Raw genomic sequence first — 22,768 nt, forward strand, 5'->3', positions numbered from 1 at the left:
GGTTGACGCCTACCAAGGGCGGTAGCGCCGGGCCATGCCGGCGGACCGGAGATCTGCGGCAATCGGTAGTGGCGGCCGCTGGCCGGCAGATCAAAAGCGTGTCAACCAAGGTTGACACGCACCAAGGCGGTGCCGGTTGACACCCACCAGAGCAGGTAGCGCCGGGCCATGCCCGGCGGATCGGAAAGCTGCGGCAATCGGTAGTGCCGGCCGCTGGCCGGCAGATCAAAAGCATGTCAACCAAGGTTGACACCTACCAAGGCGGTGCCGGTTGACACCCACCAGGGCCGGTAGCGCCGGGCCATGCCCGGCGACCGCGATCAGTTGCCGATGACGTCGGTACCCGCCGGCGGGGTGAAGCGGAATGTGTTGGCGGCGAAGCTGGGGTTGCGCTTCCAGCCGCTGAAGCTGATCACGGTGCGCTGGCCCACGGCGTCGGTGATCTCCATCTTCGCCAGACCCTGCGCGTTGAAGCCCAGCGCGGCGTACTGGAAGCTGGCTTCGGTCTCGCGCTTCGGCGACAGCGACAGCCACTGCAGGCCATCGCGGGTGGCGGCCTCTTCGCTCACGTCGTACTGCTGCTCCAGCAGTGCCGGATTGATCAGCGCGGTCAGCGGGCTGTTCTGCTCTTCCTTGCCCTGCTCGCGCACGGTCGCCTGCTCCAGGTCCGGCTCGAACATCCACACCTTCTTGCCGTCAGCCACGATCAGCTGCTCGTGCGGGCGCACGTACTCCCAACGGAACAGGCGCGGTGCCGACAAAGCGACGCGACCACTGGTGGATTCCTTGACCTTGCCGCGGCTGTCGAACACCTGCTGGCTGAACTGCCCATCCAGGCCCTTCAGGCCGGTGGTGAAGGTTTTCAGGTCATCACGGGCGCCGGCCCAGGCGCTGCCGGCAGCGGCGCAGGCCACGGCCAGGGTGGTGGTGGCAAGGAAACGGCGGAGGCGAAGGTTCATGCGGGGATCCTGTGGGCGCGCGGCCAGGAAAGTTGGGTGCCAGTGTGCCCGGCGAAAGATGAATGGGCGATCAGGACGCCATTATGACGCCCTGATCGCTGATCGGCGATTCAGCTGCCAGCGGCCGGCAGCTTGCCGTACAGCACCTGGCCACGGAAGCCGCGGCGTACCTCGCGGAATAGTGCTCGGAACGCGGCATAGTCGTGCGGCTGGCACAGCGCCTCGGCGCCGCGCACCGCGTTCTGCTGCAGGCGGTGATGCACGGTCACTTCCTGGCCCTGCCGGCTCCAGTCGACCCGGTACTCGCCGGCGGCATTGGCAAACCGCTGGCTGCGCGGAATCGCGATGATCGGGGCATTGGCCGGGAACTGCAGGCGATAGGTTTCCTCGCGCAGGCTGGCATTGCAGTAGAACGGCGTCTCATTGTCCGGCGCCGAGGCGCTGGCATACAGCCCGCGTACCGATTCACCACCGGGCGGATCGGGCACGGCCATGCCGCCGGCCACATCGAAGTCCACGTAGTCCTCGGCCTGGAAGGCCATGCGATAGCCAAACGGCCGGGTCAGGTCGACCGGCACACCCTGCAGCTGCAGCTGGCCGCGGCCATCGAAACCGGACGCGGCCATGATCGATTCTTCAGCGCGCGCCCGGTTCTGTGCATTGAGCTGGGCGAACTGCGCGCGCATGCCGATCTCGGCGTTGTCGCTCAGCTGCGGCACTGTCTCGCCACGCAGGTTGCCCTGCGCGTCGAAGGTGAAGCGCACCTCCATCACCGTGGCGTTGCGCTGCGGATCATTGGCCGGCGTGCGTGCCAGGGTGGCATCGCGGGTGTGCAGCACCGGCGCACCAAGGTCGCCATCAGGCAGCTGGCCGAAGCGCGCCCAGGCACTGGTCGAATCCAGGTACAGGTCGAACTCGGGCACGTAGGTGATGGCGTGGTTGAAGCGGCCCAGCAGCGGAATCTTCGGCAGCGTCGGGCCGCCACCGGCACCGATCAGCACCGGCGAACTGGTGATGCCCTTGGCCGCCAGCAGCGCCTCGAGGATCGTTACGTGGTCCTTGCAGTCGCCATAGTGGTTGTCGAGGATGCTCTGCGCACTGTTCGGCTCCAGGCCGCCATTGCCCAGATACACCGCCACGTAGCGGATGTTCTGCGCCACCCAGCGGTACAGCGCATCGGCCTGCGCGCGGCGGTCGCTGATGCCGGCGGTGACTTCATCGGCCAGCGCCTGGATCTCCGGGGTGACCTGTGCGGCCGGCCCTGCTTTCAGTTGGTAGGCGCGACCCATCTGCGCCCAGTCGCGATAGGTGCTGGCCATGATGTTCGGCCCGAACTCCCACACCGCCGCCGACCAGTTCTGCGCCTGCATCGGCTCGCGGCGCTGGTAGCGCCAGCGCCATTGCGCCTGGCCGTTCTTCACCACCGGCCGGTCACTGCCCTGCACGCCACGGCTGTCCACGAACATGGGCAGATTGGCCGGCGCGCTGAGGGTCACTTCGGCATCGTCGTACTGGGTGAACACATTGAAGGTTTCCCACAGGCCGAAGTAGCCCGGGAAATAGGGCGTCAGCTGGGTCCGGCGCACCTGGTAGAACAGCCGCGTGCCCGGCGCCAGGTTCGGGAACACGATCACCCGCACCTTGCGGTCGGCATACATCGCCGCCGAGGCACTGGAATAGCTTTCCTGGGTGTAGATGCGGTCGGCCGGCACTTCGCGGCGCTGGCCGTCGGCGGTCAGCGTATAGGCGTTGACCACATCCAGCGTTTCCATCTTCTCGCTGTAGCTCAACCGCACCTGGCTGAACTGCTCCACCGCTGCCTTGGTCTTGAGCAGGATTTCGTAGGTTTCAGTCTGCACGTTGCCGGCATCGGCGCGCACCTGGTAGTCGGCGCGATAACGTACGAAGCTGAAGTTGTTGCTGGCCTCGGCATCGCTGCTGGTGGACGGTGGCGCGACTGCGGGTACAGCCGTCGCGGCGGCGTCGGCCAGCGCCGGGCCGGCTGCCAGCAGGCAGGCCAGCGCCAGCGCGCAGGAAACGGGTTGAAGCATGCGTCGGTTCCTTGGACGTCGGGAGTGCGGCAGGGCTTGGCTTACTTCGGCGGCGGCGGTGCCAGCACCGTGCGGTCGCCGTTGTGCTCGGGCGGACTGACCACACCAGCCGCTTCCATGGCCTCGATCAGTCGCGCCGCGCGGTTGTAGCCGATCTTCAGGCGACGCTGCACACCGGAAATCGACGCGCGGCGGGTCTCGGTGACCACGCGCAGCGCTTCGTCGTACAGCGGGTCGGACTCATCGCCGCCGCCGGAACTGGTCTCCGGCAGGCCGGTCGCACCGACCACCACGCCATCGCCCATCGTCTGTACTTCGTCCAGCACGCCGTCGACATAGTCGGCCGGCCCCATTGCCTTGAGGTGCTCGACCACGCGATGCACTTCCTCATCGGACACGAAGGCGCCGTGCACACGCTCGGGCATCGCCGTGCCCGGCGGCAGGTACAGCATGTCGCCGTGACCGAGCAGCGTCTCGGCGCCGGACTGGTCGAGGATGGTGCGCGAATCGATCTTCGAGCTGACCTGGAAGGCGATGCGGGTGGGAATGTTGGCCTTGATCAGGCCGGTGATGACGTCAACCGACGGGCGCTGGGTGGCCAGGATCAGGTGGATGCCGGCCGCACGTGCCTTCTGCGCCAGTCGCGCGATCAGCTCTTCGACCTTCTTGCCGACGATCATCATCATGTCGGCGAATTCGTCGATGAAGATGACGATGAACGGCAGCGTCTCCAGCGGGCGCGGCGCCTCGCCCAGCTCCGGGTTCGGCTTGAACAGCGGGTCCATCATCGGCTGGCCGGCGTCCTGGGCGTCCTTCACCTTCTTGTTGAAGCCGGCCAGGTTGCGCACGCCCACCGCGCTCATCAGCTTGTAGCGGCGCTCCATCTCGGCCACGCACCAGCGCAGGCCGTTGGCGGCCTCCTTCATGTCGGTGACCACCGGCGCCAGCAGATGCGGAATGCCCTGGTAGACGCTCAGCTCGAGCATCTTCGGGTCGATCATCAGCATCCGCAGGTCTTTCGGCGACGCCTTGAACAGCAGGCTCAACACCATCGCGTTGACCGCCACCGACTTGCCCGAACCGGTGGTGCCGGCCACCAGCAGGTGCGGCATGCGCGCCAGGTCGGCCACGGTCGAGCGACCGGCGATGTCCTTGCCCAGCGCGAGGGTCAGCGAACTGGCCGACTTGTCGTACTCCTTCGAGCGCAGCAGCTCGGACAGGTAGATCATCTCGCGGGTGACGTTGGGGATTTCCAGGCCGATCACCGACTTGCCCGGGATCACATCGACCACACGCACCGACTTGACCGACAGGCCGCGGGCGATGTCCTTGTCCAGCGAACTGATCTGGCTGACCTTGATGCCCGGCGCCGGCTCGATCTCGAAGCGGGTGATGACCGGGCCGGGGTTGGCGCCGACCACCTGTGCATCGATGCGGAAGTCCTTGAGCTTGAACTCGATCTGCCGCGACAGCGCGTCCAGGGTGTCCTTGTCATAGCCCACGGGTTGCGGCTTGGGATCATCCAGCAGGGCCAGCGGCGGCAGGTCCGAGCCGTCGCCATTGACGCCACGGAACATCGGGATCTGGTTGTCGCGCTTGGCCCGGTCGCTCTTTTCGATCACCGGCTCCGGGCGCGGCTCGATCTTCACCGGCTCGCGCTTGGCGCGCACTTCGGCATCGGCCTTGCGCACTTCCTGGCGTTCCTCGCGAAGAACGCGGGTCTGCTGCCATTCGGTGGCCTGCTCCTTCTTGCGCTCCAGCAACGGTGCCAGCGACATCACGCCGCGACCGATCTTCTCCATCACCACGAACCAGGACAGGCCCGTGGCCAGGGTGATCGAGGCCAGCAGCAACACCAGCACGAACAGGTTCGCGCCCAGCGCACCAAAGCCCACGCTGAGCGAATTGCCGACCAGCTTGCCGAGGATGCCGCCGGCACTGGAGACATCGCCACTGAACAGGCGCACGTGCAGGAAGCCGGTGCCGGCGATCAGGAAGCCGACCAGGCCGACCAGCCGCAACGCGGGGTCCAGATCGTTCTCGCCCTTGCTCTCACGCTTGAGGCCGAACATTGCGATCCAGGCCAGCGCGCCCAGCACCACCGGCAGCAGGAAAGCGATGTAGCCGAACAGCTGCAGCAGCACGTCGGCGATCCACGCGCCCGCGCGGCCGCCCATGTTGTGTACCGGCGCAACCACGCTGCCGGTGTGTGACCAGCCCGGGTCCGTCGCTGAATAGGTGAAAAGGCTGGCAGCCAGATACAGCAGCGCCGGCGCGATGGCGATCAGACCCAGGTCGCGCCACAGGCGCTGACGGCGTGGGTTGTCGGTCGTGGCCGCTGCCGCCGAGCGACGCGATGCCTTTTTGTCGTCGGACTTGGAGCGTTCGGGGACCTGCTTCGCCACCTTAGACCATACCTTTGGAATGCGCTGTTAGTGTTTGATAATAAACGAGACGGCGTCAGTTTTCAGTTATCCGTTGCCGCGCAAGCGATGACAGGGCCTGAAACCGCCCGTGGATGGCGCTGTTCTGTTCATTGGCTTGAATCGCCCTGCCCCAGCCGCCACTCTATGACCAGCCAAGGATGCTGTGCAAACATCGCCGCGCCTTGTCCCATCTACCTTTTCGCGAGTCTACATGAGCACCAGCCTGCCCTCCCGCCACCAGCGTCTTGTCATCCTCGGTTCCGGCCCGGCCGGTTGGACCGCTGCCGTCTACGCTGCCCGCGCCAACCTGAAGCCGGTCGTCATCACCGGCCTGCAGCAGGGTGGCCAGCTGATGACCACCACCGAAGTGGACAACTGGCCGGGTGACGCCCATGGCCTGATGGGCCCGGACCTGATGGCGCGCATGCAGGCCCACGCAGAGCGCTTCGAGACCGAGGTCATCTTCGACCACATCCATACCGCGGACCTGTCGCAGCGCCCGTTCAAGCTGATCGGCGACAGCCACGAGTACACCTGTGACGCCCTGATCATCTCCACCGGCGCGACCGCCAAGTACCTGGGCATCCCGACCGAAGACGAGTTCAAGGGCCGCGGCGTCTCCGCCTGCGCCACCTGCGACGGCTTCTTCTACCGTGACCAGGACGTGGTCGTGGTCGGCGGCGGCAACACCGCCGTGGAAGAAGCGCTGTACCTGTCCAACATCGCCCGCAAGGTCTACCTGGTCCACCGCCGCGACACCCTGAAGGCGGAAAAGATCATGCAGGACAAGCTGTTCGCCAAGGTGGAAGCCGGCAAGATCGAAACCGTCTGGCACCACCAGGTGGAGGAAGTGCTGGGCAACGAGGCCGGCGTGACCGGCGTGCGCGTGAAGTCGACCCTGGACGGCAGCACCCGCGACATCGATGCCCACGGCTTCTTCGTGGCCATCGGCCACCACCCGAACACCCAGTTGTTCGACGGCCAGCTGACCATGAACAACGGCTACCTGGAAATCCGTTCGGGCCTGGGCGGTAACGCCACCCAGACCTCGGTGGAAGGCGTGTTCGCCGCCGGCGACGTGGCCGACCAGCACTATCGCCAGGCGATCACCTCGGCCGGCTTCGGCTGCATGGCCGCACTGGACGCAGAGCGTTACCTGGATGCACAGGGCAAGGCCAGCTGAGGCTGGCTTCTGCACCGTCGAGGTTTGGTTGACCGGGAAGGCCGACGCGAAAGCGTCGGCCTTTTCTTTTCAGTAGTGCCAGGCCATGCCTGGCAAGCACGACCGAGCCCGCAACAAACCGGACCGGTTACGCAAACCCAGCTCGCATCCCACCTGCCCTATCCTTTCTCCCATGCCCACCGCCCGCTTCCTCGACTCCCTGCAGTCCGTTCCCGCCACCGCGTGGGATGCCCTGCACGATGGCCGCAATCCATTCGTCAGCCACGCCTTCCTGTCCGGCCTGGAAACCTACGGCTGCCTGCGCGAGGACTGGGGCTGGCAGCCGCAGCACTTCACCCTCTGGGACGGTGATACCCTGGTCGGCGCCGTTCCCGGCTACCTGAAGACCAATTCCCACGGTGAATTCGTGTTCGACCACGCCTGGGCCAATGCCTATGCGCGGCACGGACGCGACTACTACCCGAAGTGGCTCGGCGCGGTGCCGTACTCGCCGGTGACTGGCCCGCGCCTGCTGGCCCGCGACGATGCGCAGCGCACCGCCCTCCTGACGGCACTGCGCGAACAGTTGCCTGTGCTGGATGTGTCATCAGCACACATCAACTTCCACACGGCAGCTGACGAAACGGTCTTCGATGACGACTGGCTGCTGCGCGAGGACATCCAGTTCCAGTGGCAGAACCCGGGTGACTGGGTGACGTTCGAACAGTTCCTGGGCGCGATGGACCACAAACACCGCAAAAACATCCGCCAGGAGCGCGCCAAGGTCGGCCGCCAGGGCATCAGCTTCCGGGTGGTGCATGGCGATGAGGCCACCCGCGCCGATCTGCAGGCGATGTACCGCTTCTACCTGCAGACGTTCCTGGAATACGGCAACGCGCCAGCGCTGACCGAAGCGTTCCTGCGCCATCTGGCGGTTTCACTGGGGCGCGGGCTGGTGCTGTTCCTGGCCGAACAGGACGGCGAACCCATCGCCGGCGCGTTGTGCCTGCGCGGTGGCGACACGCTGTACGGCCGCTACTGGGGCGGTGCCACCCTGCCCGGCCTGCACTTCGAGGCCTGCTACTACCAGGGCATCGAGTACTGCCTGCGCGAGGGCGTAGCCCGCTTCGAACCGGGTGCGCAGGGCGAGCACAAGCTGGCACGTGGCTTCCTGCCCACCATCGTGCGCAGCCGGCACTGGGTAGCCGACGCGGACTTCGCCGAGGCACTGCAGGACTGGTGCCGACAGGAGCGACGCGATGTGCGGCGCTACCAGCAGGAGCTGCAGGGGCATGGCCCGTTTCGTGCGGAACCGTAGCGCCGGAGAAGCGTGCCAACCAAGGTTGGCATCTACCACAGCAATGGCGGGGATGCGGCGCTCAGGTGCACTGCCAGAAGTGCCCGCTCACCCGGCACTTCGCGCACCAGAAGCTGTACAGCATGCCGCCACTTCCCCACAGCACCATGCCTTCATTGGTGGTCGGCAACGTTGAGTCCAGCTGCATCACGAAAGGCATCTGCTCGCCACAATCGATGCACGCCGGGTAGTGCGCGCTCTGCACCCAGCTCGGTGCGCCACCCACCCGCGACAGGTTCTGCCGGTGATTGGACTGGCCCCAGTCCTGCTGCTGCCAGCGATGGCTGTCCATCGCGGCAAGACCCACTTCGGCCTGCAGCAGGTCGCCGCTGTCGGTGGGATTGATCGGCACCTGGCAGTGCTGGCTGGGGTGGCAGCTCGGCATGCCCTCTGCATCGTGCCGATAGAAACGCACGGGCGGGTCTTCCCAGCCACAGCAGTCCAGGCACAGCCCGAGCGTGACCTCACCCTCCGCGTCCGGCTGCAGCGCCGCAGCATCGGACTGCAGCAGACGCTGCAGCGGCGCATGACAGCTGCCGCACAAGGCATCGAGCAGCCCGCCCACGCGCCCGGCGTGAAGCACCTGGCCGCCATTCCAGGTGGGATGCAGCCGCCAGATCCGCTTGCGCCAGGCAGGCTCTTCGGCCACCTGTGCGCGATGCTGTTCGCGCCCGAAGCGCAGGTGCAGCGGTTGCTGGCCATGCAGGCGGCGCAGACGCGGGCCATCGGCCAGGCCCGCCCAGTGCGCCCAGACCTCGGCATCCAGGTCGCTCCAGTCGGCCAGGTAGCCACGGGCGGCGGCATGGGTCTCCGGCTGGGTGGCCAGCAGCACTGCCTTGGCCCGCTCCAGTTCGCGATCGTCGTCTGCCTCGGTCAACCGATGCGCCCAGTCAGTCGCAACCGACGGCGGCAATGCCTGCCAGACCTGCGAGGCCAGCTGGATGTGATCCTCGATGGCGACCTCCAGCAGCGCCTCCCAATCGTCCTGCAGCGTGTGCGGCGCCTGGTAGCTGGCAAACTCCAGCACGCTGGTCAGCAGCTCGCCACGCTCGCCGTCACGATAGCGCCGCCAGGCGTCAATACAGACCGGGGCGACAGCCTCGTCCGGCAGCAGATCCAAGGCCGTGTCGAGGAAGGTGGAGCCGGGTGAGCGGCGGTCCAGCGCCTGCAGCAGCAGCGCGCCAAGCTGGGAGCGGTCTTCGCTGGCCAGGGTCAACAGCATGGCCAGGCTGTCATTGCGTGTGCGCGGCGCATCGTGCGCATCGAGGATGGCGGTGATCGGATCGCTCATGCGGGGCTCCTTGCCGGTAGTGCGTGATGGTGCCAGACATCGCGCATCGCCACGACGAATACAATGCCGGCATGACCCGTCAGTTGCCCTGGCGCCTGGCCGATGCGCCGGATGCCCCCTTCCCGCCGGCCGAGACAGCGCTGCGCCAACCCGATGGCCTGCTTGCGGTGGGCGGCGACCTGCATCCGCTGCGCCTGCTCAATGCCTATGCCGGCGGCATCTTTCCGTGGTTCAGTGAAGGCGAGCCGATCCTGTGGTGGTCGCCGGACCCGCGCATGGTGTTCCGTACCGACGGCGTGCACCTGAGCAGCAGGTTCCGCCGGCAGCTGCGCGGCAACCGCTGGGAAGTGACCGCCGATACCGCCTTCAGCCAGGTGATGGGTGCCTGCGCCAGCGCGCCCCGCCCCGGCCAGGACGGCACCTGGATCAGCCCGGCGATGGTGGATGCCTACAGCCAGCTGCACGACCTGGGTTTCGCACATTCCTTCGAGGTGTGGGATCGGCAGACACTGGTCGGCGGCATCTATGGCGTGGCCATCGGCACGATGTTCTTCGGTGAAAGCATGTTCAGTGGCGAAAGTGGCGGCTCCAAGGTGGCACTGGCCGCACTGGCACGAACGCTGCACGGCTGGGGTTGGCCGCTGATCGATGCGCAGGTGGAAAATCCGCATCTGCTGCGCATGGGCGCCGAGCACCTGCCGCGCGCGCCGTTTCTGCAGCAGGTCCGCAGTGCGGTGCAGGCGCAGGGCCGGGAAGGCGCCTGGACCCGGCTCGTCGGGCGCGTGCCGGCAGCGGATTTTGCCGGGGAATAACACAATCTTTGCAAGCTGGGCGTTTGACGCGTAAAATGCTGCGCCTTAGGCCCAGCGTGGCCGTTTTCTGAACCGCACAGGACTACATGTCGAAAGACGATTCCATCGAGTTCGAGGGCACCGTCAGCGAGACGCTGCCGAACACCACTTTCCGCGTTCGTCTGGAAAATGGGCACGAAATCATTGCCCACATCTCCGGCCGCATGCGCAAGAACTACATCCGCATCCTCACCGGTGACCGGGTCAAGGTTGAAATGACCCCGTACGACCTGACCAAGGGTCGTATCACCTACCGAATGAAGTAAGCGGCTGGCGCGTTGCGCCACCTCGACAAGGCCAGCCCTGGACGCTGGCCTTTTGTCATGCCTGGAATCCGGCCCTGCCGGACGGCACCCTGACCGAATGCACCGTGACATCGGTCAGCCATCCTTGCGGCAGATTCGCATTCGCAGCGGCGGCGTCATCGTGGCACCCGATCCAGTTCGGATCGCCACCCCCTGCCCCTGCCATGAACGTGACTTCCCTGCCCGCTGGCTTCGCCGCCCTGGTACTCAGCACTGCCGCCCTGATCGCACCCGCCGCCCAGGCCGCCGACACGCCGTCGGCAAGCGCCGGTGACAGCTGCATTGCCTTGAGCGAAGACCAGCAGATCGTCCGCGCCGGCGCTGATCGCGATGTGCTGCTGCGCAATGGTGACCAGCACTACCGCGTGGTGTTCAAAGCCTCCTGCAGCAGCGCCGTGACCTCGCGGCGGCTGGCCTTTGAAACCCAGGGCGAAAGCAACCAGCTGTGCGCCGACTCACGCAGCGCGCTGAAGACCGACCGCGCCAGCTGCACGGTCGAGCGGATCGAACCCCTCGAAGCTGCCGCCTTCCAGCGCATGGCCCGCCAGCGCAGCCGCTGAGGAGCTGACACGACAAGGGCGGCCTGCGCCGCCCTGTCGTTGCTTCCGTTGCCGGGCGCTGCCCGGCACACCCTTACTCCACCGTGGCCGGCAACAGCCGTTCCGGCTCGGCCTGCGCCTCGACCACCAGCTCGTCGTTGCGCACGTCGATGCTGACCTTGCCACCGTTGACCAGCTTGCCGAACAGCAGTTCGTCGGCCAGCGGGCGCTTCACCTTGTCCTGCAGCACCCGCGCCATCGGGCGGGCACCCATCAGCGGGTCGAAACCGTGGTGGGCCAGCCAGTCGCGCGCAGTCGGCGTGGCCGACAGGCTGACGTGCTTCTCCTGCAGCAGCATCTCCAGTTCGATCAGGAACTTGTCCACCACGCGCAGGATGTGTTCGAAGCCCAGCGGCTGGAACTGCACCACCGCATCGAGGCGGTTGCGGAATTCCGGCGTGAACGCACGACGGATGGTCTCCATCGCATCGGTGGCGTGGTCCTGCTTGGTGAAACCGATCGAGCGCCGCGAGGCCTGCGCCGCGCCGGCATTGGTGGTCATCACCAGCACCACGTTCTTGAAGTTGGCTTCGCGGCCGTTGGTGTCGGTCAGCACGCCGCGGTCCATCACCTGCAACAGGATGTTGAAGATGTCCGGGTGCGCCTTCTCGATTTCATCCAGCAGCAGCACGCAGTGCGGCGTCTTGACGATCTTCTCGGTCAGCAGGCCACCCTGGTCGAAGCCGACGTAGCCCGGGGGCGCACCGATCAGGCGGCTGATCGAATGCGGCTCCATGTATTCGGACATGTCGAAACGGACCAGTTCGATGCCCAGCTGCAGCGCCAGCTGCTTGGTCACCTCGGTCTTGCCGACACCGGTGGGGCCGGCGAACAGGAAGTTGCCGATCGGCTTTTCCGGATTGCCCAGGCCCGAGCGTGCCAGCTTGATGGCCGACGCCAGGGTGCCGATGGCCGGATCCTGGCCGAAGATCACCATCTTCAGGTTGCGCTCCAGGTGCTGCAGCACATCCTTGTCGGTGGCGCTGACCTGCTTGGCCGGAATGCGCGCCATCTTGGCGACGATGGCCTCTACCTCCTCGACGTCGATCAACTCCTTGCGCTGGCCTTCCGGCATCAGGCGCTGGCGGGCACCGGCCTCATCGATCACGTCGATGGCCTTGTCCGGCAGCAGGCGATCGGCGATGTGCTTGACCGACAGGTCGACGGCGGCCTGCAGCGCTTCATCGGCGTAGGTGACGCCGTGGTGGGCTTCGTACTTGGACTTCAGGCCCTGCAGGATCTCGTAGGTTTCGCCGACGGTCGGCTCGACGATGTCGATCTTCTGGAAGCGACGGGCCAGCGCCCGGTCCTTCTCGAAGATGCCGCGGTATTCCTGGAAGGTGGTCGAGCCGATGCAGCGCAGCTCGCCCGACGCCAGTGCCGGCTTGATCAGGTTGGAGGCGTCCATGGTGCCGCCCGACGCCGAACCGGCGCCGATGATGGTATGGATCTCGTCGATGAACAGCACCGCATTGGGCACCTTCTTCAACGCGGTCAGCACGCCCTTCAGGCGCTTTTCGAAGTCGCCACGGTATTTGGTACCGGCCACCAGCGCGCCGAGATCGAGCGAATAGATGACCGCATCGGCCAGCACGTCCGGCACCGAACCCTCAACGATGCGTCGGGCCAGGCCCTCGGCAATCGCGGTCTTGCCGACGCCGGCCTCGCCCACGTACAGCGGGTTGTTCTTGCGGCGGCGGCACAGGACCTGGATGGTGCGCTCGATCTCGTCGGCACGGCCGACCAGCGGGTCGATGCGACCGGCACGGGCCTGCTCGTTGAGGTTGCTGGCGAACTCGGTCAGGGCATCGCCCTTGGGCTCGCCTTCGCCCCCCTCCATGCGGCCCTCGCCCTCGGAGGAGGACGGCTGCTCGCCTTCCTCGCCCAGCTTGGCGATGCCGTGGGACAGGTAATTGACCACATCCAGCCGGGTGACATCCTGCTGGTTGAGGTAATAGACCGCGTGGGAGTCCTTCTCGCCGAAGATGGCAACCAGCACATTGGCGCCGGTGACCTCCTTCTTGCCGGAGGACTGCACGTGGTACACGGCCCGCTGCAGCACGCGCTGGAAGCCCAGCGTGGGCTGGGTATCGCGGCCGTCATCTTCGGCCAGGCGGGACACGGAGGCCTCGATGGCCTGCTCCAGCTCCTGGCGCAGGCGGTCGGCGTCGGCGCCACAAGCCTTTAGTACGGCCTGGGCGGACGGGTTGTCGAGCAGTGCCAACAGCAGGTGTTCGACCGTCATGAACTCATGTCGGGCCTCACGGGCGCGCTTGTAGCACTGGCCGATGGTGTGTTCGAGGTCTTTGCTGAACATGGATTACTCCGGCGGCAGTTGGAGACAATATGCGGCCTGACTACACGATTTCCATCACCCTAGCGGATTGCGACGTTCAGATGGCGTTAGCACTACCAAACGCTTGATCATCGTTCACTCCAGGACAGCCCACCCACATGAGCGAACCCTACCTGAGCCGCTGGCGATTGCGACGTGATGGTCCTTCGATCCGTACCCCCCATGCCCGGCTCTGGCCGGTGCTGACCGCCTCTGGCGAGGCGGCCATGTTGAAGGTGAGCACGGAGACAGAGGAACAGAACGGCCATCGCCTGCTGCGCTGGTGGAACGGCGACGGTGCCGCACGCCTGCTGGCCCACGAGGGGCCGGCGATCCTGATCGAACGGGCGCACGGCGATTCGCTGCGGCAACGCTCGATCAAGGGCGAGGACGACGCCTGCACCATGATCCTGTGCCAGGTCCTGCAGCAGCTGCACCGGCCACGGAGCGCGCCACCAGAAGATCTGGTCTGCCTGCGTAGATGGTTCGCCGATCTGCTGCAACCAAGGGCACCGCTGCCGCCATTGCTGGAACAGTGCAGATCGCTGGCGATGGCACTGCTGGAGGACGAGCAGGAGATGCGGCCCCTGCATGGCGACCTGCACCACAACAACGTGCTGGATTTCGGCGCACGGGGCTGGCTGGCGATCGACCCGAAGCGGTTGCTGGGCGACCGCGCGTTCGACTACACCACGATGTTCAGCAACCCGGACCTGTGCGGGCCGGGCATCCATGTGGCAACACGGCCCGAGCGCTTCCATGCCCGGGTGGAACAGGTCTGCCGGCTGGCCGATCTCGAGCGCACGCGGCTGCTGCGCTGGATCGCGGCCAGTGCCGGCCTGTCAGCGGTGTGGTTCAGGGATGATGGTGACCCGGCCGACATCGATGAGGCGGTGGCCGTGATGGCCCTGCAGGCGCTGGCGGAGGCGTGACTCGAACCTGGCAGGTGCCCACCCTGGTGGGCACGCCGTGCCAGGATCAGGCCTTCTCCATCGTGCACAGCAGCGGGTGCTGGTTCATCCGCGCGTACTCGTTGACCTGGGCCACCTTGGTTTCGGCCACTTCGCGGGTGAACACACCGCAGACGCCACGGCCACGGGTGTGGACGTGCAGCATCACCTGGGTGGCCTTGTCCAGGTCCATGTTGAAGAACTGCTGCAGGACGTCCACGACGAAATCCATCGGGGAGTAGTCGTCATTGAGCAGCATGACCTGATAGAAGGGCGGCGGCGCCACTTCCGGGCGCGCGGGCTCCACGGCAACGCCGTGCTCGTGGTGGGAATCGGGGGCGGACTCGCGAGGCATCTGCCGATTATAAGGGGTGCGACGGCCTTGCGTAGGCCCCGCGTGGAATGGACGGCACGGGCGCCCGCCGTCACAATTGCACCTTCCCACACACTTGGTTTCACAGGATCTTCATGAAAAGGACCCTTCTCTCCGCCCTGCTGATCGCCCTGGCTGCCGCGGGCACCGCTGGCGCTGCGACCACCACTGACAGCACGAAGGCCGACAAGGCCGTTGCCCGTCACCTGGAAAAGCTGGGTTACACCTACGAGGTCGATGAAGACGGCGATTACCAGATGGTGTTCGATGTCGAAGGCGATCGCACCCAGATCGTCTATGTGCGCTCGTCGGTGGAAGACTTCGGTACCCACAACATCCGCGAGATCTGGTCGCCGGGCTACACCTCGCAGACCAAGCAGTTCCCGGTGGCCGTGGCCAACCGCCTGCTGGAAGATTCGCAGGACGCCAAGATGGGCGGCTGGGTGAAGCAGGAATCGACTGCGATGTTCGTGGTGAAGATCGATGCCGACGCCACCTCCGACCAGCTCAGCGACGCCATCGATGCGGCCATCCGCACCGCCGACGCGATGGAGCTGGAGCTGACCAAGAAGGACGATCTCTGAGTTGAACAGCTCGCCGGACCCGCGCTGGGCACCGCATGCAACCGTCGCCACCGTGGTGGTCGACGGCGGCAGGGTGCTGCTGGTGGAAGAAACCATCGAGGGCCGGCAGGTGCTGAACCAGCCGGCCGGGCATCTGGAGCCGGGTGAAAGCCTGGCCGAGGCCGCCCTGCGCGAGACCGTCGAGGAAACCGGCTGGACGGTGGAACTGACCGCCTTCATCGGCTGCTACCAGTGGACCGCCGGTGACGGCACCCCGTTCCTGCGCTTCTGTTATGCCGCGCGCCCGGTCTCGCACGACCCGGCGCGGCCGCTGGATGCCGGCATCGATCGGGCGCTGTGGATGACCCCGGCCGAACTGCAGGCCGCCGCCGGACGCCAGCGCAGCCCGCTGGTCTGGCAGGTGTTGGCCGACTATCTGGCCGGCCAGCGCTATCCGCTTGCACTGGTCCGGGAGGTCGCATGAGCAGCCCTCGGGTGATGGTTGGCGTGTCTGGCGGCGTGGATTCTTCCGTGGCTGCCTGGCGCCTGGTGCAGCAGGGCGAGGCCGTGGCCGGTCTGTTCATGCAGAACTGGGCCGACGACGGCAGCGGTGACTGCCGCGCCGAGGACGACCGCCGCGACGCGGTAGCGGTCTGCGGACTGCTGGGCATTCCGTTCCATTTCCGCGATTTCTCCAACGAATACTGGCAGGGCGTGTTCGAGCACTTCCTGGCCGAATACGCCGCCGGCCGCACGCCCAACCCGGACGTGCTGTGCAACCGCGAAGTGAAGTTCAAGCACTTCCTTGATGCGGCCCGCGAACTGGGCGCCGAGCGGATCGCCACCGGCCATTACGCGCGCATTGCCCAGCGCGGCCATCAGTGGCTGCTGCTGCGTGGCGCCGACCGTTCCAAGGACCAGAGCTACTTCCTGCACCAGCTGGGGCAGGAGCAGCTGGCGGCCACCCTGTTCCCGATTGGTGACCTTGAAAAGAGCGACCTGCGCCGGATTGCCCGCGACGTCAGCCTGCCGACCCATGCCAAGAAGGACTCCACCGGCATCTGCTTCATCGGCGAGCGCGATTTCCGTGAGTTCCTTGGGCGCTACCTGCCGGCCAAGGCCGGGCAGATCCTCGATCCCAGCGATGGCAGCGTGATCGCCGAACATCCTGGCGTCTTCTATTTCACCCTGGGCCAGCGCGAAGGCCTGAACATCGGCGGCGTGCGCGGCCGCCCTGCCGCGCCCTGGTATGTGGTCGGCAAGGACGTGGCCAGCAACGTGCTGTACGTGGACCAGGACCGTGACAGCCCGTGGATGCTGTCCAACAGGCTGCGCTCGGAGACCGCGCACTGGATTGCCGGCGCACCACCGGCACGGCATTTTGAATGCACCGCGCAGACCCGCTACCGCCAGCCCGATGAGCCGTGCAGCGTGGACGTGCTGGACGACGGCAGCGTGCAGGTCACCTTCGCCCGGCCGCAGCGTGCAGTCACCCCCGGGCAATCCCTGGTGCTGTATGACGGTGAGGTCTGCCTGGGTGGCGCGGTGATCGCCGCCACCGACGCGCCGCTGGAACAGCGCCTGCGCACCACCCCTTCTCCTTTTGAGGTAATCGCTGCATGAGTTTCACTGTCGACGACCGCGTTCTGGCTTTGGCCGGCATTGCCCAGGCCCTGCAGCAGGTACGCCGTATCGCCGATACCGGCCACTCCGACGCCGCTGCCGTGCGCACTGCCGTGGACAGCGTGTTCCGCATCGATGCGTCCTCGCCGCAGGCGGTTTTTGGCGATCGGCACGCCCTGAAATCCGGCCTGCGCCTGCTGCACAATTATTTCCGCAGCCAGGGCCAGGACCCGATCCTGCCCAAGCTGGCCCTGTCGGTACTGCAGCTGGAGCGCCGCTTCGTGCAGGACGGCGCCACCGTGAACAAGGTCGCCTCGGGTATCGAGCGCGCCCAGCGCCAGGCCACCGAGCTGGGTGACAGCGGCCACCCGGATGTTCTGGCCGCGCTGGGCGGCCTGTATGCAGACACCATCAGCCACCTCAAGCCGCGGGTCATGGTGCAGGGCAACCCGCATTACCTGGGCCAGGCCGGCGTGGTGGCCGAGATCCGCGCGCTGCTGCTGGCCGCCGTGCGCGCCGCCGTACTGTGGCGGCAGCTGGGTGGCAGTTACTGGGACTTCCTGCTCAGCCGCAAGGCGATGGTCGAGGCCGTGGACCGGCAGCTGGCCTGAGGGCGGGGAGCCCGCCGGGCATGGCCCGGCGCTGGCGTCCCAGCGCCACGAGGGTAGCGCCGGGCCATGCCCGGCGGACGGCGCCAGAAATCCGGCGCATTCAGTGAGCACATCGACGTTAAAGAGAAAGGGGGTACGGCCGATACATCCTCCGTGCACCTCCCGAGAACGTCCATGTACTCACGCATTTTCATCCGTCTGGCCGCCCCCCTGGCTCTGACCCTGCTGCTCCCCTTCGCCATCGGTTTCGAATGGCCGGTCGCCCTGCGTTGGGCGATCCTGACCACGATGACGCTGAGCTGGCTCGGCTTTGCGTGGTGGACCGCCCGCGCCCAGGCGCACCGTTCCCCGGAACATGCCCGTGTCCTGCGTGAGCAGGACCAGCTGCTGACCGAACTGCGCAACTTCGTCGGCAACGAGATCGACGGTTCGCGTGGTGAAGTGGAACGCGCCCGCGACCTGATCCGTCAGGCCGTCTCCAGCCTCGGCGGCAGCTTCGATGCCATGAACCGCAAGTCGCGCCAGCAGAGCCAGGCCCTGTCACGCATCGTCGACCGCGCTGGTGACGAAGGCGGCGCCGGCCTCGACGTTGCCCGTTTCGCCCAGCACGCCAGCCACCGCATGGAACAGCTGGTGGAAGCGCTGGAGCAGGTCAGCGGCCAGAGCAGCACCACCGTGCAGCACATCGACCAGATGGCGCAGCACCTGGATGGCATCTTCGCGCTGCTGGAAGACGTCAAGTCGATTGCCGACCAGACCAACCTGCTGGCCCTGAACGCTGCCATCGAAGCTGCGCGTGCCGGTGAAGCCGGTCGCGGTTTCGCCGTGGTTGCCGACGAGGTCCGCAACCTGTCCGAGCGTTCGACCACCTTCAACGAGCAGATCCGCAAGCTGGCGCACAGCTCCAAGGATGCCATCGCCAAGGTCCGCGAGACGGTTTCGCACATGGCCTCGCGCGATATGGACCGCTCCCGTGAAGCGCGCCAGGAAGCGGCGGCGATGCTGGACAACGTGGCGCAGATCAACGCTTCGCTGGGTGACGGCATGCGCGAAGTGTCCGACTGCGCGCGCTCGATCGACGGCAGCGTGGCCGAAGCCGTGCGTGCCCTGCAGTTCGAGGACATCGCCACCCAGGCCCTGGGCGGCGTGCATACCCACCTGGACCGCCTGACCGCGATCAATCGCGAAGCGGTGGCCCTGCAGGAACTGCTGCATCGCAATGGCGGCGTGTTCGACGAAGAAATCGCCTCTGCCCTGCAGCGCACCGGCAACCGCCTGCGCGAACTGCGCAGCGAATGGGAGCGCCCGCCGCACAAGCCGGTTGCCCAGCAGAGCATGGGCGCCGGTACGGTCGAGCTGTTCTGATCCTGATGTCCGCTGCCCCGTCCGGCAGCGTGCGAGGCCCCGGTTCTGCCGGGGCCTTTGCGTGTGACCCGCCTTTGGATGCATCCTGCAAGCGCACCATGACCCTGATCCGCGCCCTGCCCCCGATCAACGAGAACGAGCGCCCGCGCAATGCGGGCGTACGTGAGCAGCTGCGCCAGCTGGAAGAGGTGGCCCGCGAAGAAATCCAGGAGCTGCAGAAACTGGCCGACGCGCGCCCTGCCCCACCGGCAGCCGGCGATGACGTGCTGGGCCTGGCGTGGGACCTGGGGCTGGATGGCAGTGCCTTGAAGTAGATCCACGCCATGCGTGGATGCAACTGCCCACGTGGCATGATGCGCCGGTCCCGTTCATGGAAGACCGATGGCCATCGCCCTGATCGCATTGCTGCTGATCGAACTCCTGCTGCTGGCCCTCTGGGCGCCGTTCTTCTTCCGCACCGGCATCGCGCTGTTCAACCAGCGCATCGCCGCTACGCCGGCAGAGCTGGCGCAGCTTTCACTGGCCGGTCTGGAGCATGACCTGCCGCCCGATACCTGGCTTTGCCTGGTGTTCCGCGCGCTGCCGGACGGCAGCATCGCCTTTCGCGAGAGCTTCGTGCCGAGCGTTGGCCGTCGCTACTTTCCGCTGATGCGCGGGCGGGTGATGATCGATGCACGGCGCAGGGAGGTGCGGGTGATCGGGCTGTGCAGCTGGTTCGCGCTGGGCCTGACACTGATGCTGGTGCCGGTCATCCTCGTCCGACCCGCTGCGTGGCCGATGCTGGTGGCCCTGGTGCTGTTCTACATAGGCTATTTCATCCAGCGCCGACGCTATGTAGAGGTGGTCGAAGCGGTACGCGCACGACTTCGCTCCGAATTTCCGCAGCGCTTGGTTGCCGCGCCGCAGTAGATCCACGCCATGCGTGGATGATCGCGAGTGCAGGCATCAGTGCCGACCAACGGTCGGCACCCACCAAAGCTTGCCCAAGGTCGGCACCCACCAGGGCGGGCCCAGAAGTAGATCCACGCCATGCGTGGATGAGAGTGCGTCAGCGCGCCAGCATCACTTCGCTGGCGGCATCGGTGCGGCCTGGGGCGAGGTGCTGCTGGCGCAGCCACTGCGCCAGGTCGCGCGGTGTGAGCGGGCGCGAGTACAGGTAGCCTTGGATCTCGTCGCAGCCCTGGCGGCGCAGCATGTCCTCTTCCTGGTGCGTTTCCACGCCCTCGGCCACCACCTTCATGCCCAGGGCGTGACCAAGATGGACGATGGCCTGGGTCACCTCGGCGGTGCCCGAGTCGTGCAGCATGCCCTGCACGAAGCTGCGGTCGATCTTCAGGCGGCCGACCGGGAAACGGTTGAGGTAGTTGAGGTTGGAGAAGCCGGTACCGAAGTCGTCCACTGCCAGCGGCACGCCGTGCCGTTCCAGCACATCGAAGCAGTGGCGCAGGATGTCGGTGTCACGGATCAACGCCGATTCGGTCAGCTCCAGCTCCAGCCGCTGCGGCGGCCAGCCGTGCGCGTGGCAGATCTCGATCACGCGCTCGGCAAAGCCACGATCGCGCAACTGCACTGCCGACACGTTTACGGCGATGCGCTCGAAATGCAGGCCGGCACGATCCCACGCGGCTGCCTGGCGACAGGCTTCGGACAATACCCAGTCGCCGATGCGGACGATTTCGCCGCACTTTTCGGCGATCGGAATGAATTCTGCCGGGCTGCAGTAGCCGATGCCCGGGCGATGCCAGCGCAGCAACGCCTCGATTGCGGGGGGCTCGCCGTGATGGGCGTGCAGCAGTGGCTGATAGGCCAGGCTGAACTCGTCGCGCTCGATGGCGCCGTGCAGGCCGTGCTCGATCTCCAGCCGGCGCTGGATCCGCGCCAGCGCGTCCTGGCTGTAATACTGATAGGTATTGCGACCAGCTTCCTTGGCCGCGTACATCGCCGCGTCGGCAGCGCGCAGCAGCGAATCGAAGTCGGTCTGGCTCTCGCCGAGCATGGCGATGCCCACGCTGGCACCCACTTTCAAGGTGGTGTCGCCACGGCGCAGCGGCTCGGCCAGCGAATTGATCAGCTTGCGCGCCACGTGCCCGGCATCTTCCGGTTCGGCCAGGTCGCGCAGCACCACGATGAACTCGTCGCCGCTGAAGCGGCCGAACAGGTCGTTGTTGCGCAGGTTCTGGTGCAGCCGGGTTGCGGCGGCCTTCAGCAGCGCATCGCCGGTGGCGTGGCCGAAGCTGTCGTTGATGTTCTTGAAACCATCCAGGTCGATGAACAGCATCGCCAGCGAGGTGCCGCGATCGCGCGCCTCCTCGATGGCTTCGGAGGTCTGCTCGCCCAGCAGCACCCGGTTGGGCAGTCCGGTCAGCAGGTCGTAGTGGGCAAGCAGTTCAATCCGCTCGTTCGCTTCGCGCTCGCGTGTGATGTCACGGAACAGGACCACAAAGCGCGGCGGCAGGCCATCACGACGGTCCAGTTCGATCAGCACCTGCACCCATACGCGCAACCCCGACTGGCGGTAGAAGCACAGATCCAGCTGCTCCGGCAGGCCGCCACCGGCAATGCGCCCCAGCGCGGCTTCAAACGCCGCACGCGAATCCTCGGCATACAACGCGAGCGCCTGGTCGAGGGTGATCGGTTCCTTGCGCAGGCCGTGGATGCGATAGCACTCCTCGGTCCATTGCATGTTGCGCGTCGCCACTTCGATCTCGCAACCACCGATGCGACCCAGCGCGGACACGCGGTTGAGCAGCTCGGTACGCCAGCGGATGAGGGCATCGGTCTGATGCTGTTCGGTGATGTTCTGCACCTGCCCCAGCAGGCGCTTGGGCTGCCCGTCCATGTCCAGCAACGGTTGCATCCACAACCGCAGATGCTGCGAGGGTTCGTTGCCGCGGGTCAGTTCCAGTTCGAGGTTGGCGGCCCGGCCATCGCGCCACAGGCGGCGCCAGGCCGCACGCAGTGCACCACGTGAGCGCGGGTGCAGCTGCTTGAGCCAGCGTCGCTGCCCCGGGATGCTGTCCTGCCGCAGTGCCAGCAGCGAGCGCAGTTCCGGCGACCACCAGAACTGGCGGCTGTGCGGATCGAACGACCAGCTGCCCATGCTGGCGATGCGCTGGGCTTCGCGCAGATGCAGTTGTTGCTCCTGCAGCAGGGCTTCCAGCTGCTTCTGCTGCTCGATGTCGGTATGGGTGCCGACCATGCGCAGCGGCTGGCCGTCGGCGGTACGGGCCACCACCCGGCCGCGGTCCAGCACCCATCGCCACTGGCCATCGGCCTGGCGGAAGCGGAACTGGGCGCTGTACTGCTCACTGTCACCGTGCAGGTGTTCATCCAGCGCGGCGCGCACCAGGGTGATGTCGTCGGCGTGCACGCGCGCCAGGATCTGCGTGGCCGTTTCCTCACCCAGTGCGGGCGTGCGCGCCACCCGGTCGCTGGGGATGTCCCAGTCCCACAGGCTGTGGCCGGCGCTGTCCAGTGCAAGTTCCCAGCGACCGCCACCATCAACCGGCACCGGCTCGGGCACGCTGAGGGTGAAGGCGAGCAGGTTGCCGCTGCCGTCATGCACGGCGCGCAGGTGGCCATCGTAGTGGCCGCGCGGGCCGCCCGGCAGCGTGCAGGCGACGATGCCACCGTCGGCGGCCAGCAGGCGCAGGTCTTCCAGCATCGGCGCGTAGGCGGCCACCGTGGCCGGCAGGCCATGCTCGCGCGCAGCCGGATTGGCCGCGAGCGGGCGCCCGCTGCGGTCGACGATGACCAGCGCCGAGGCGAGCGGATGCTGCAGCAGGCTGGCGATGATCCCTTGGTCCACGCGATCTTGCTCCGGATGAAACGCCCGACAGCGGGGCACGCAGTGGTTAACGGCGCCTGCGGCGGATAATTGAGTGGCCAGGGCACAGCTGCGCGGTAAGATGGCCCGCACCCCTTCTCCCTGCCCGCCTCCCTGCCCT

At 66.6% G+C, this 22,768-nt stretch carries 20 protein-coding genes; 13 read left to right on the forward strand and 7 right to left on the reverse strand.

All coding sequences use genetic code 11. The annotated features are described in order from the left end of the window. Window positions 1-320 precede the first annotated feature (320 nt). The 3 genes from lolA to BW38_RS18950 form a co-directional block, all read right to left on the reverse strand. Entirely contained in the window at window positions 321-959 is a 639-nt protein-coding gene (gene lolA, locus BW38_RS18960) for an outer membrane lipoprotein chaperone LolA (protein WP_032974810.1), read from the reverse strand. A gap of 110 nt (window positions 960-1,069) precedes the next feature. Next, on the reverse strand, window positions 1,070-3,010 hold the full coding sequence (locus tag BW38_RS18955; protein WP_032974811.1) for a DUF3857 domain-containing protein: 1,941 nt from the start codon (window positions 3,008-3,010) through the stop codon (window positions 1,070-1,072). Window positions 3,011-3,051: 41 nt separating this feature from the next. Next, window positions 3,052-5,415, reverse strand: a complete 2,364-nt coding sequence (locus tag BW38_RS18950; protein WP_032974812.1) for a DNA translocase FtsK — start codon at window positions 5,413-5,415, stop codon at window positions 3,052-3,054. Between the two features lie 232 nt (window positions 5,416-5,647). On the opposite strand from BW38_RS18950, the gene trxB reads away from it, so the two are divergent. Continuing rightward, window positions 5,648-6,619, forward strand: a complete 972-nt coding sequence (gene trxB, locus BW38_RS18945) for a thioredoxin-disulfide reductase (RefSeq protein ID WP_025877237.1) — start codon at window positions 5,648-5,650, stop codon at window positions 6,617-6,619. Between the two features lie 172 nt (window positions 6,620-6,791). Beyond that, window positions 6,792-7,916 (forward strand): GNAT family N-acetyltransferase, encoded by a 1,125-nt coding sequence (locus tag BW38_RS18940; RefSeq protein ID WP_032974813.1) that lies wholly within the window; start codon window positions 6,792-6,794, stop codon window positions 7,914-7,916. Between the two features lie 61 nt (window positions 7,917-7,977). On the opposite strand, the gene BW38_RS18935 is transcribed toward BW38_RS18940, so the two are convergent. Beyond that, on the reverse strand, window positions 7,978-9,246 hold the full coding sequence (locus BW38_RS18935) for a hypothetical protein (protein ID WP_032974815.1): 1,269 nt from the start codon (window positions 9,244-9,246) through the stop codon (window positions 7,978-7,980). A gap of 71 nt (window positions 9,247-9,317) precedes the next feature. Here BW38_RS18935 and aat point away from each other — a divergent pair, with 71 nt between their 5' ends. The 3 genes from aat to BW38_RS18920 all read left to right on the forward strand — a co-directional run bounded on the left by aat (window position 9,318) and on the right by BW38_RS18920 (window position 10,962). Further along, on the forward strand, window positions 9,318-10,058 hold the full coding sequence (gene aat, locus BW38_RS18930) for a leucyl/phenylalanyl-tRNA--protein transferase (RefSeq protein WP_032974891.1): 741 nt from the start codon (window positions 9,318-9,320) through the stop codon (window positions 10,056-10,058). 86 nt (window positions 10,059-10,144) lie between these two features. Beyond that, window positions 10,145-10,363, forward strand: coding sequence for a translation initiation factor IF-1 (gene infA / locus BW38_RS18925; RefSeq protein ID WP_005409596.1), 219 nt, complete (start codon window positions 10,145-10,147; stop codon window positions 10,361-10,363). A gap of 203 nt (window positions 10,364-10,566) precedes the next feature. Beyond that, complete coding sequence (locus BW38_RS18920; protein WP_032974816.1) at window positions 10,567-10,962, forward strand: hypothetical protein; 396 nt, start codon at window positions 10,567-10,569, stop codon at window positions 10,960-10,962. 73 nt (window positions 10,963-11,035) lie between these two features. On the opposite strand, the gene clpA is transcribed toward BW38_RS18920, so the two are convergent. Further along, the gene (clpA, locus tag BW38_RS18915) at window positions 11,036-13,318 is read right to left on the reverse strand and encodes an ATP-dependent Clp protease ATP-binding subunit ClpA (protein ID WP_032974818.1); all 2,283 of its coding nucleotides are present in this window, start codon (window positions 13,316-13,318) and stop codon (window positions 11,036-11,038) included. A gap of 137 nt (window positions 13,319-13,455) precedes the next feature. Here clpA and BW38_RS18910 point away from each other — a divergent pair, with 137 nt between their 5' ends. Then, on the forward strand, window positions 13,456-14,268 hold the full coding sequence (locus tag BW38_RS18910) for an APH(6) family putative aminoglycoside O-phosphotransferase (RefSeq protein WP_032974819.1): 813 nt from the start codon (window positions 13,456-13,458) through the stop codon (window positions 14,266-14,268). A 46-nt stretch (window positions 14,269-14,314) separates the two neighbouring features. On the opposite strand, the gene clpS is transcribed toward BW38_RS18910, so the two are convergent. Beyond that, window positions 14,315-14,641, reverse strand: a complete 327-nt coding sequence (clpS, locus tag BW38_RS18905) for an ATP-dependent Clp protease adapter ClpS (RefSeq protein ID WP_025879127.1) — start codon at window positions 14,639-14,641, stop codon at window positions 14,315-14,317. A gap of 113 nt (window positions 14,642-14,754) precedes the next feature. On the opposite strand from clpS, the gene BW38_RS18900 reads away from it, so the two are divergent. The 7 genes from BW38_RS18900 (at window position 14,755) to BW38_RS18870 (ending at window position 19,730) form a co-directional block, all read left to right on the forward strand. Further along, on the forward strand, window positions 14,755-15,243 hold the full coding sequence (locus tag BW38_RS18900) for a hypothetical protein (RefSeq protein ID WP_025879126.1): 489 nt from the start codon (window positions 14,755-14,757) through the stop codon (window positions 15,241-15,243). Window position 15,244: 1 nt separating this feature from the next. Beyond that, window positions 15,245-15,706: an NUDIX hydrolase gene (locus BW38_RS18895; RefSeq protein ID WP_032974820.1), complete on the forward strand. Its 462-nt coding sequence runs from the start codon at window positions 15,245-15,247 to the stop codon at window positions 15,704-15,706. After that, the gene (gene mnmA / locus BW38_RS18890; protein ID WP_032974822.1) at window positions 15,703-16,845 is read left to right on the forward strand and encodes a tRNA 2-thiouridine(34) synthase MnmA; all 1,143 of its coding nucleotides are present in this window, start codon (window positions 15,703-15,705) and stop codon (window positions 16,843-16,845) included. The genes BW38_RS18895 and mnmA overlap by 4 nt, the downstream gene beginning before the upstream one ends. Then, window positions 16,842-17,456, forward strand: coding sequence for a high frequency lysogenization protein HflD (hflD, locus tag BW38_RS18885; RefSeq protein ID WP_025879123.1), 615 nt, complete (start codon window positions 16,842-16,844; stop codon window positions 17,454-17,456). The genes mnmA and hflD overlap by 4 nt, the downstream gene beginning before the upstream one ends. Window positions 17,457-17,630: 174 nt before the next feature. Next, a complete protein-coding gene (locus tag BW38_RS18880) occupies window positions 17,631-18,821 on the forward strand; it encodes a methyl-accepting chemotaxis protein (protein ID WP_025879122.1) in 1,191 nt (396 codons plus the stop codon). A gap of 98 nt (window positions 18,822-18,919) precedes the next feature. Further along, window positions 18,920-19,135 (forward strand): hypothetical protein, encoded by a 216-nt coding sequence (locus BW38_RS18875; RefSeq protein ID WP_025879121.1) that lies wholly within the window; start codon window positions 18,920-18,922, stop codon window positions 19,133-19,135. A gap of 67 nt (window positions 19,136-19,202) precedes the next feature. Further along, complete coding sequence (locus tag BW38_RS18870) at window positions 19,203-19,730, forward strand: hypothetical protein (RefSeq protein ID WP_032974823.1); 528 nt, start codon at window positions 19,203-19,205, stop codon at window positions 19,728-19,730. Between the two features lie 139 nt (window positions 19,731-19,869). Here BW38_RS18870 and BW38_RS18865 read toward each other — a convergent pair whose 3' ends face one another. Then, window positions 19,870-22,629, reverse strand: coding sequence for an EAL domain-containing protein (locus BW38_RS18865; protein ID WP_032974824.1), 2,760 nt, complete (start codon window positions 22,627-22,629; stop codon window positions 19,870-19,872). Between the last annotated feature and the right edge of the window lie 139 nt (window positions 22,630-22,768).

Origin of the sequence: Stenotrophomonas sp. RIT309, assembly GCF_000632045.1 — a bacterium.
Lineage (GTDB): Bacteria > Pseudomonadota > Gammaproteobacteria > Xanthomonadales > Xanthomonadaceae > Stenotrophomonas > Stenotrophomonas indicatrix.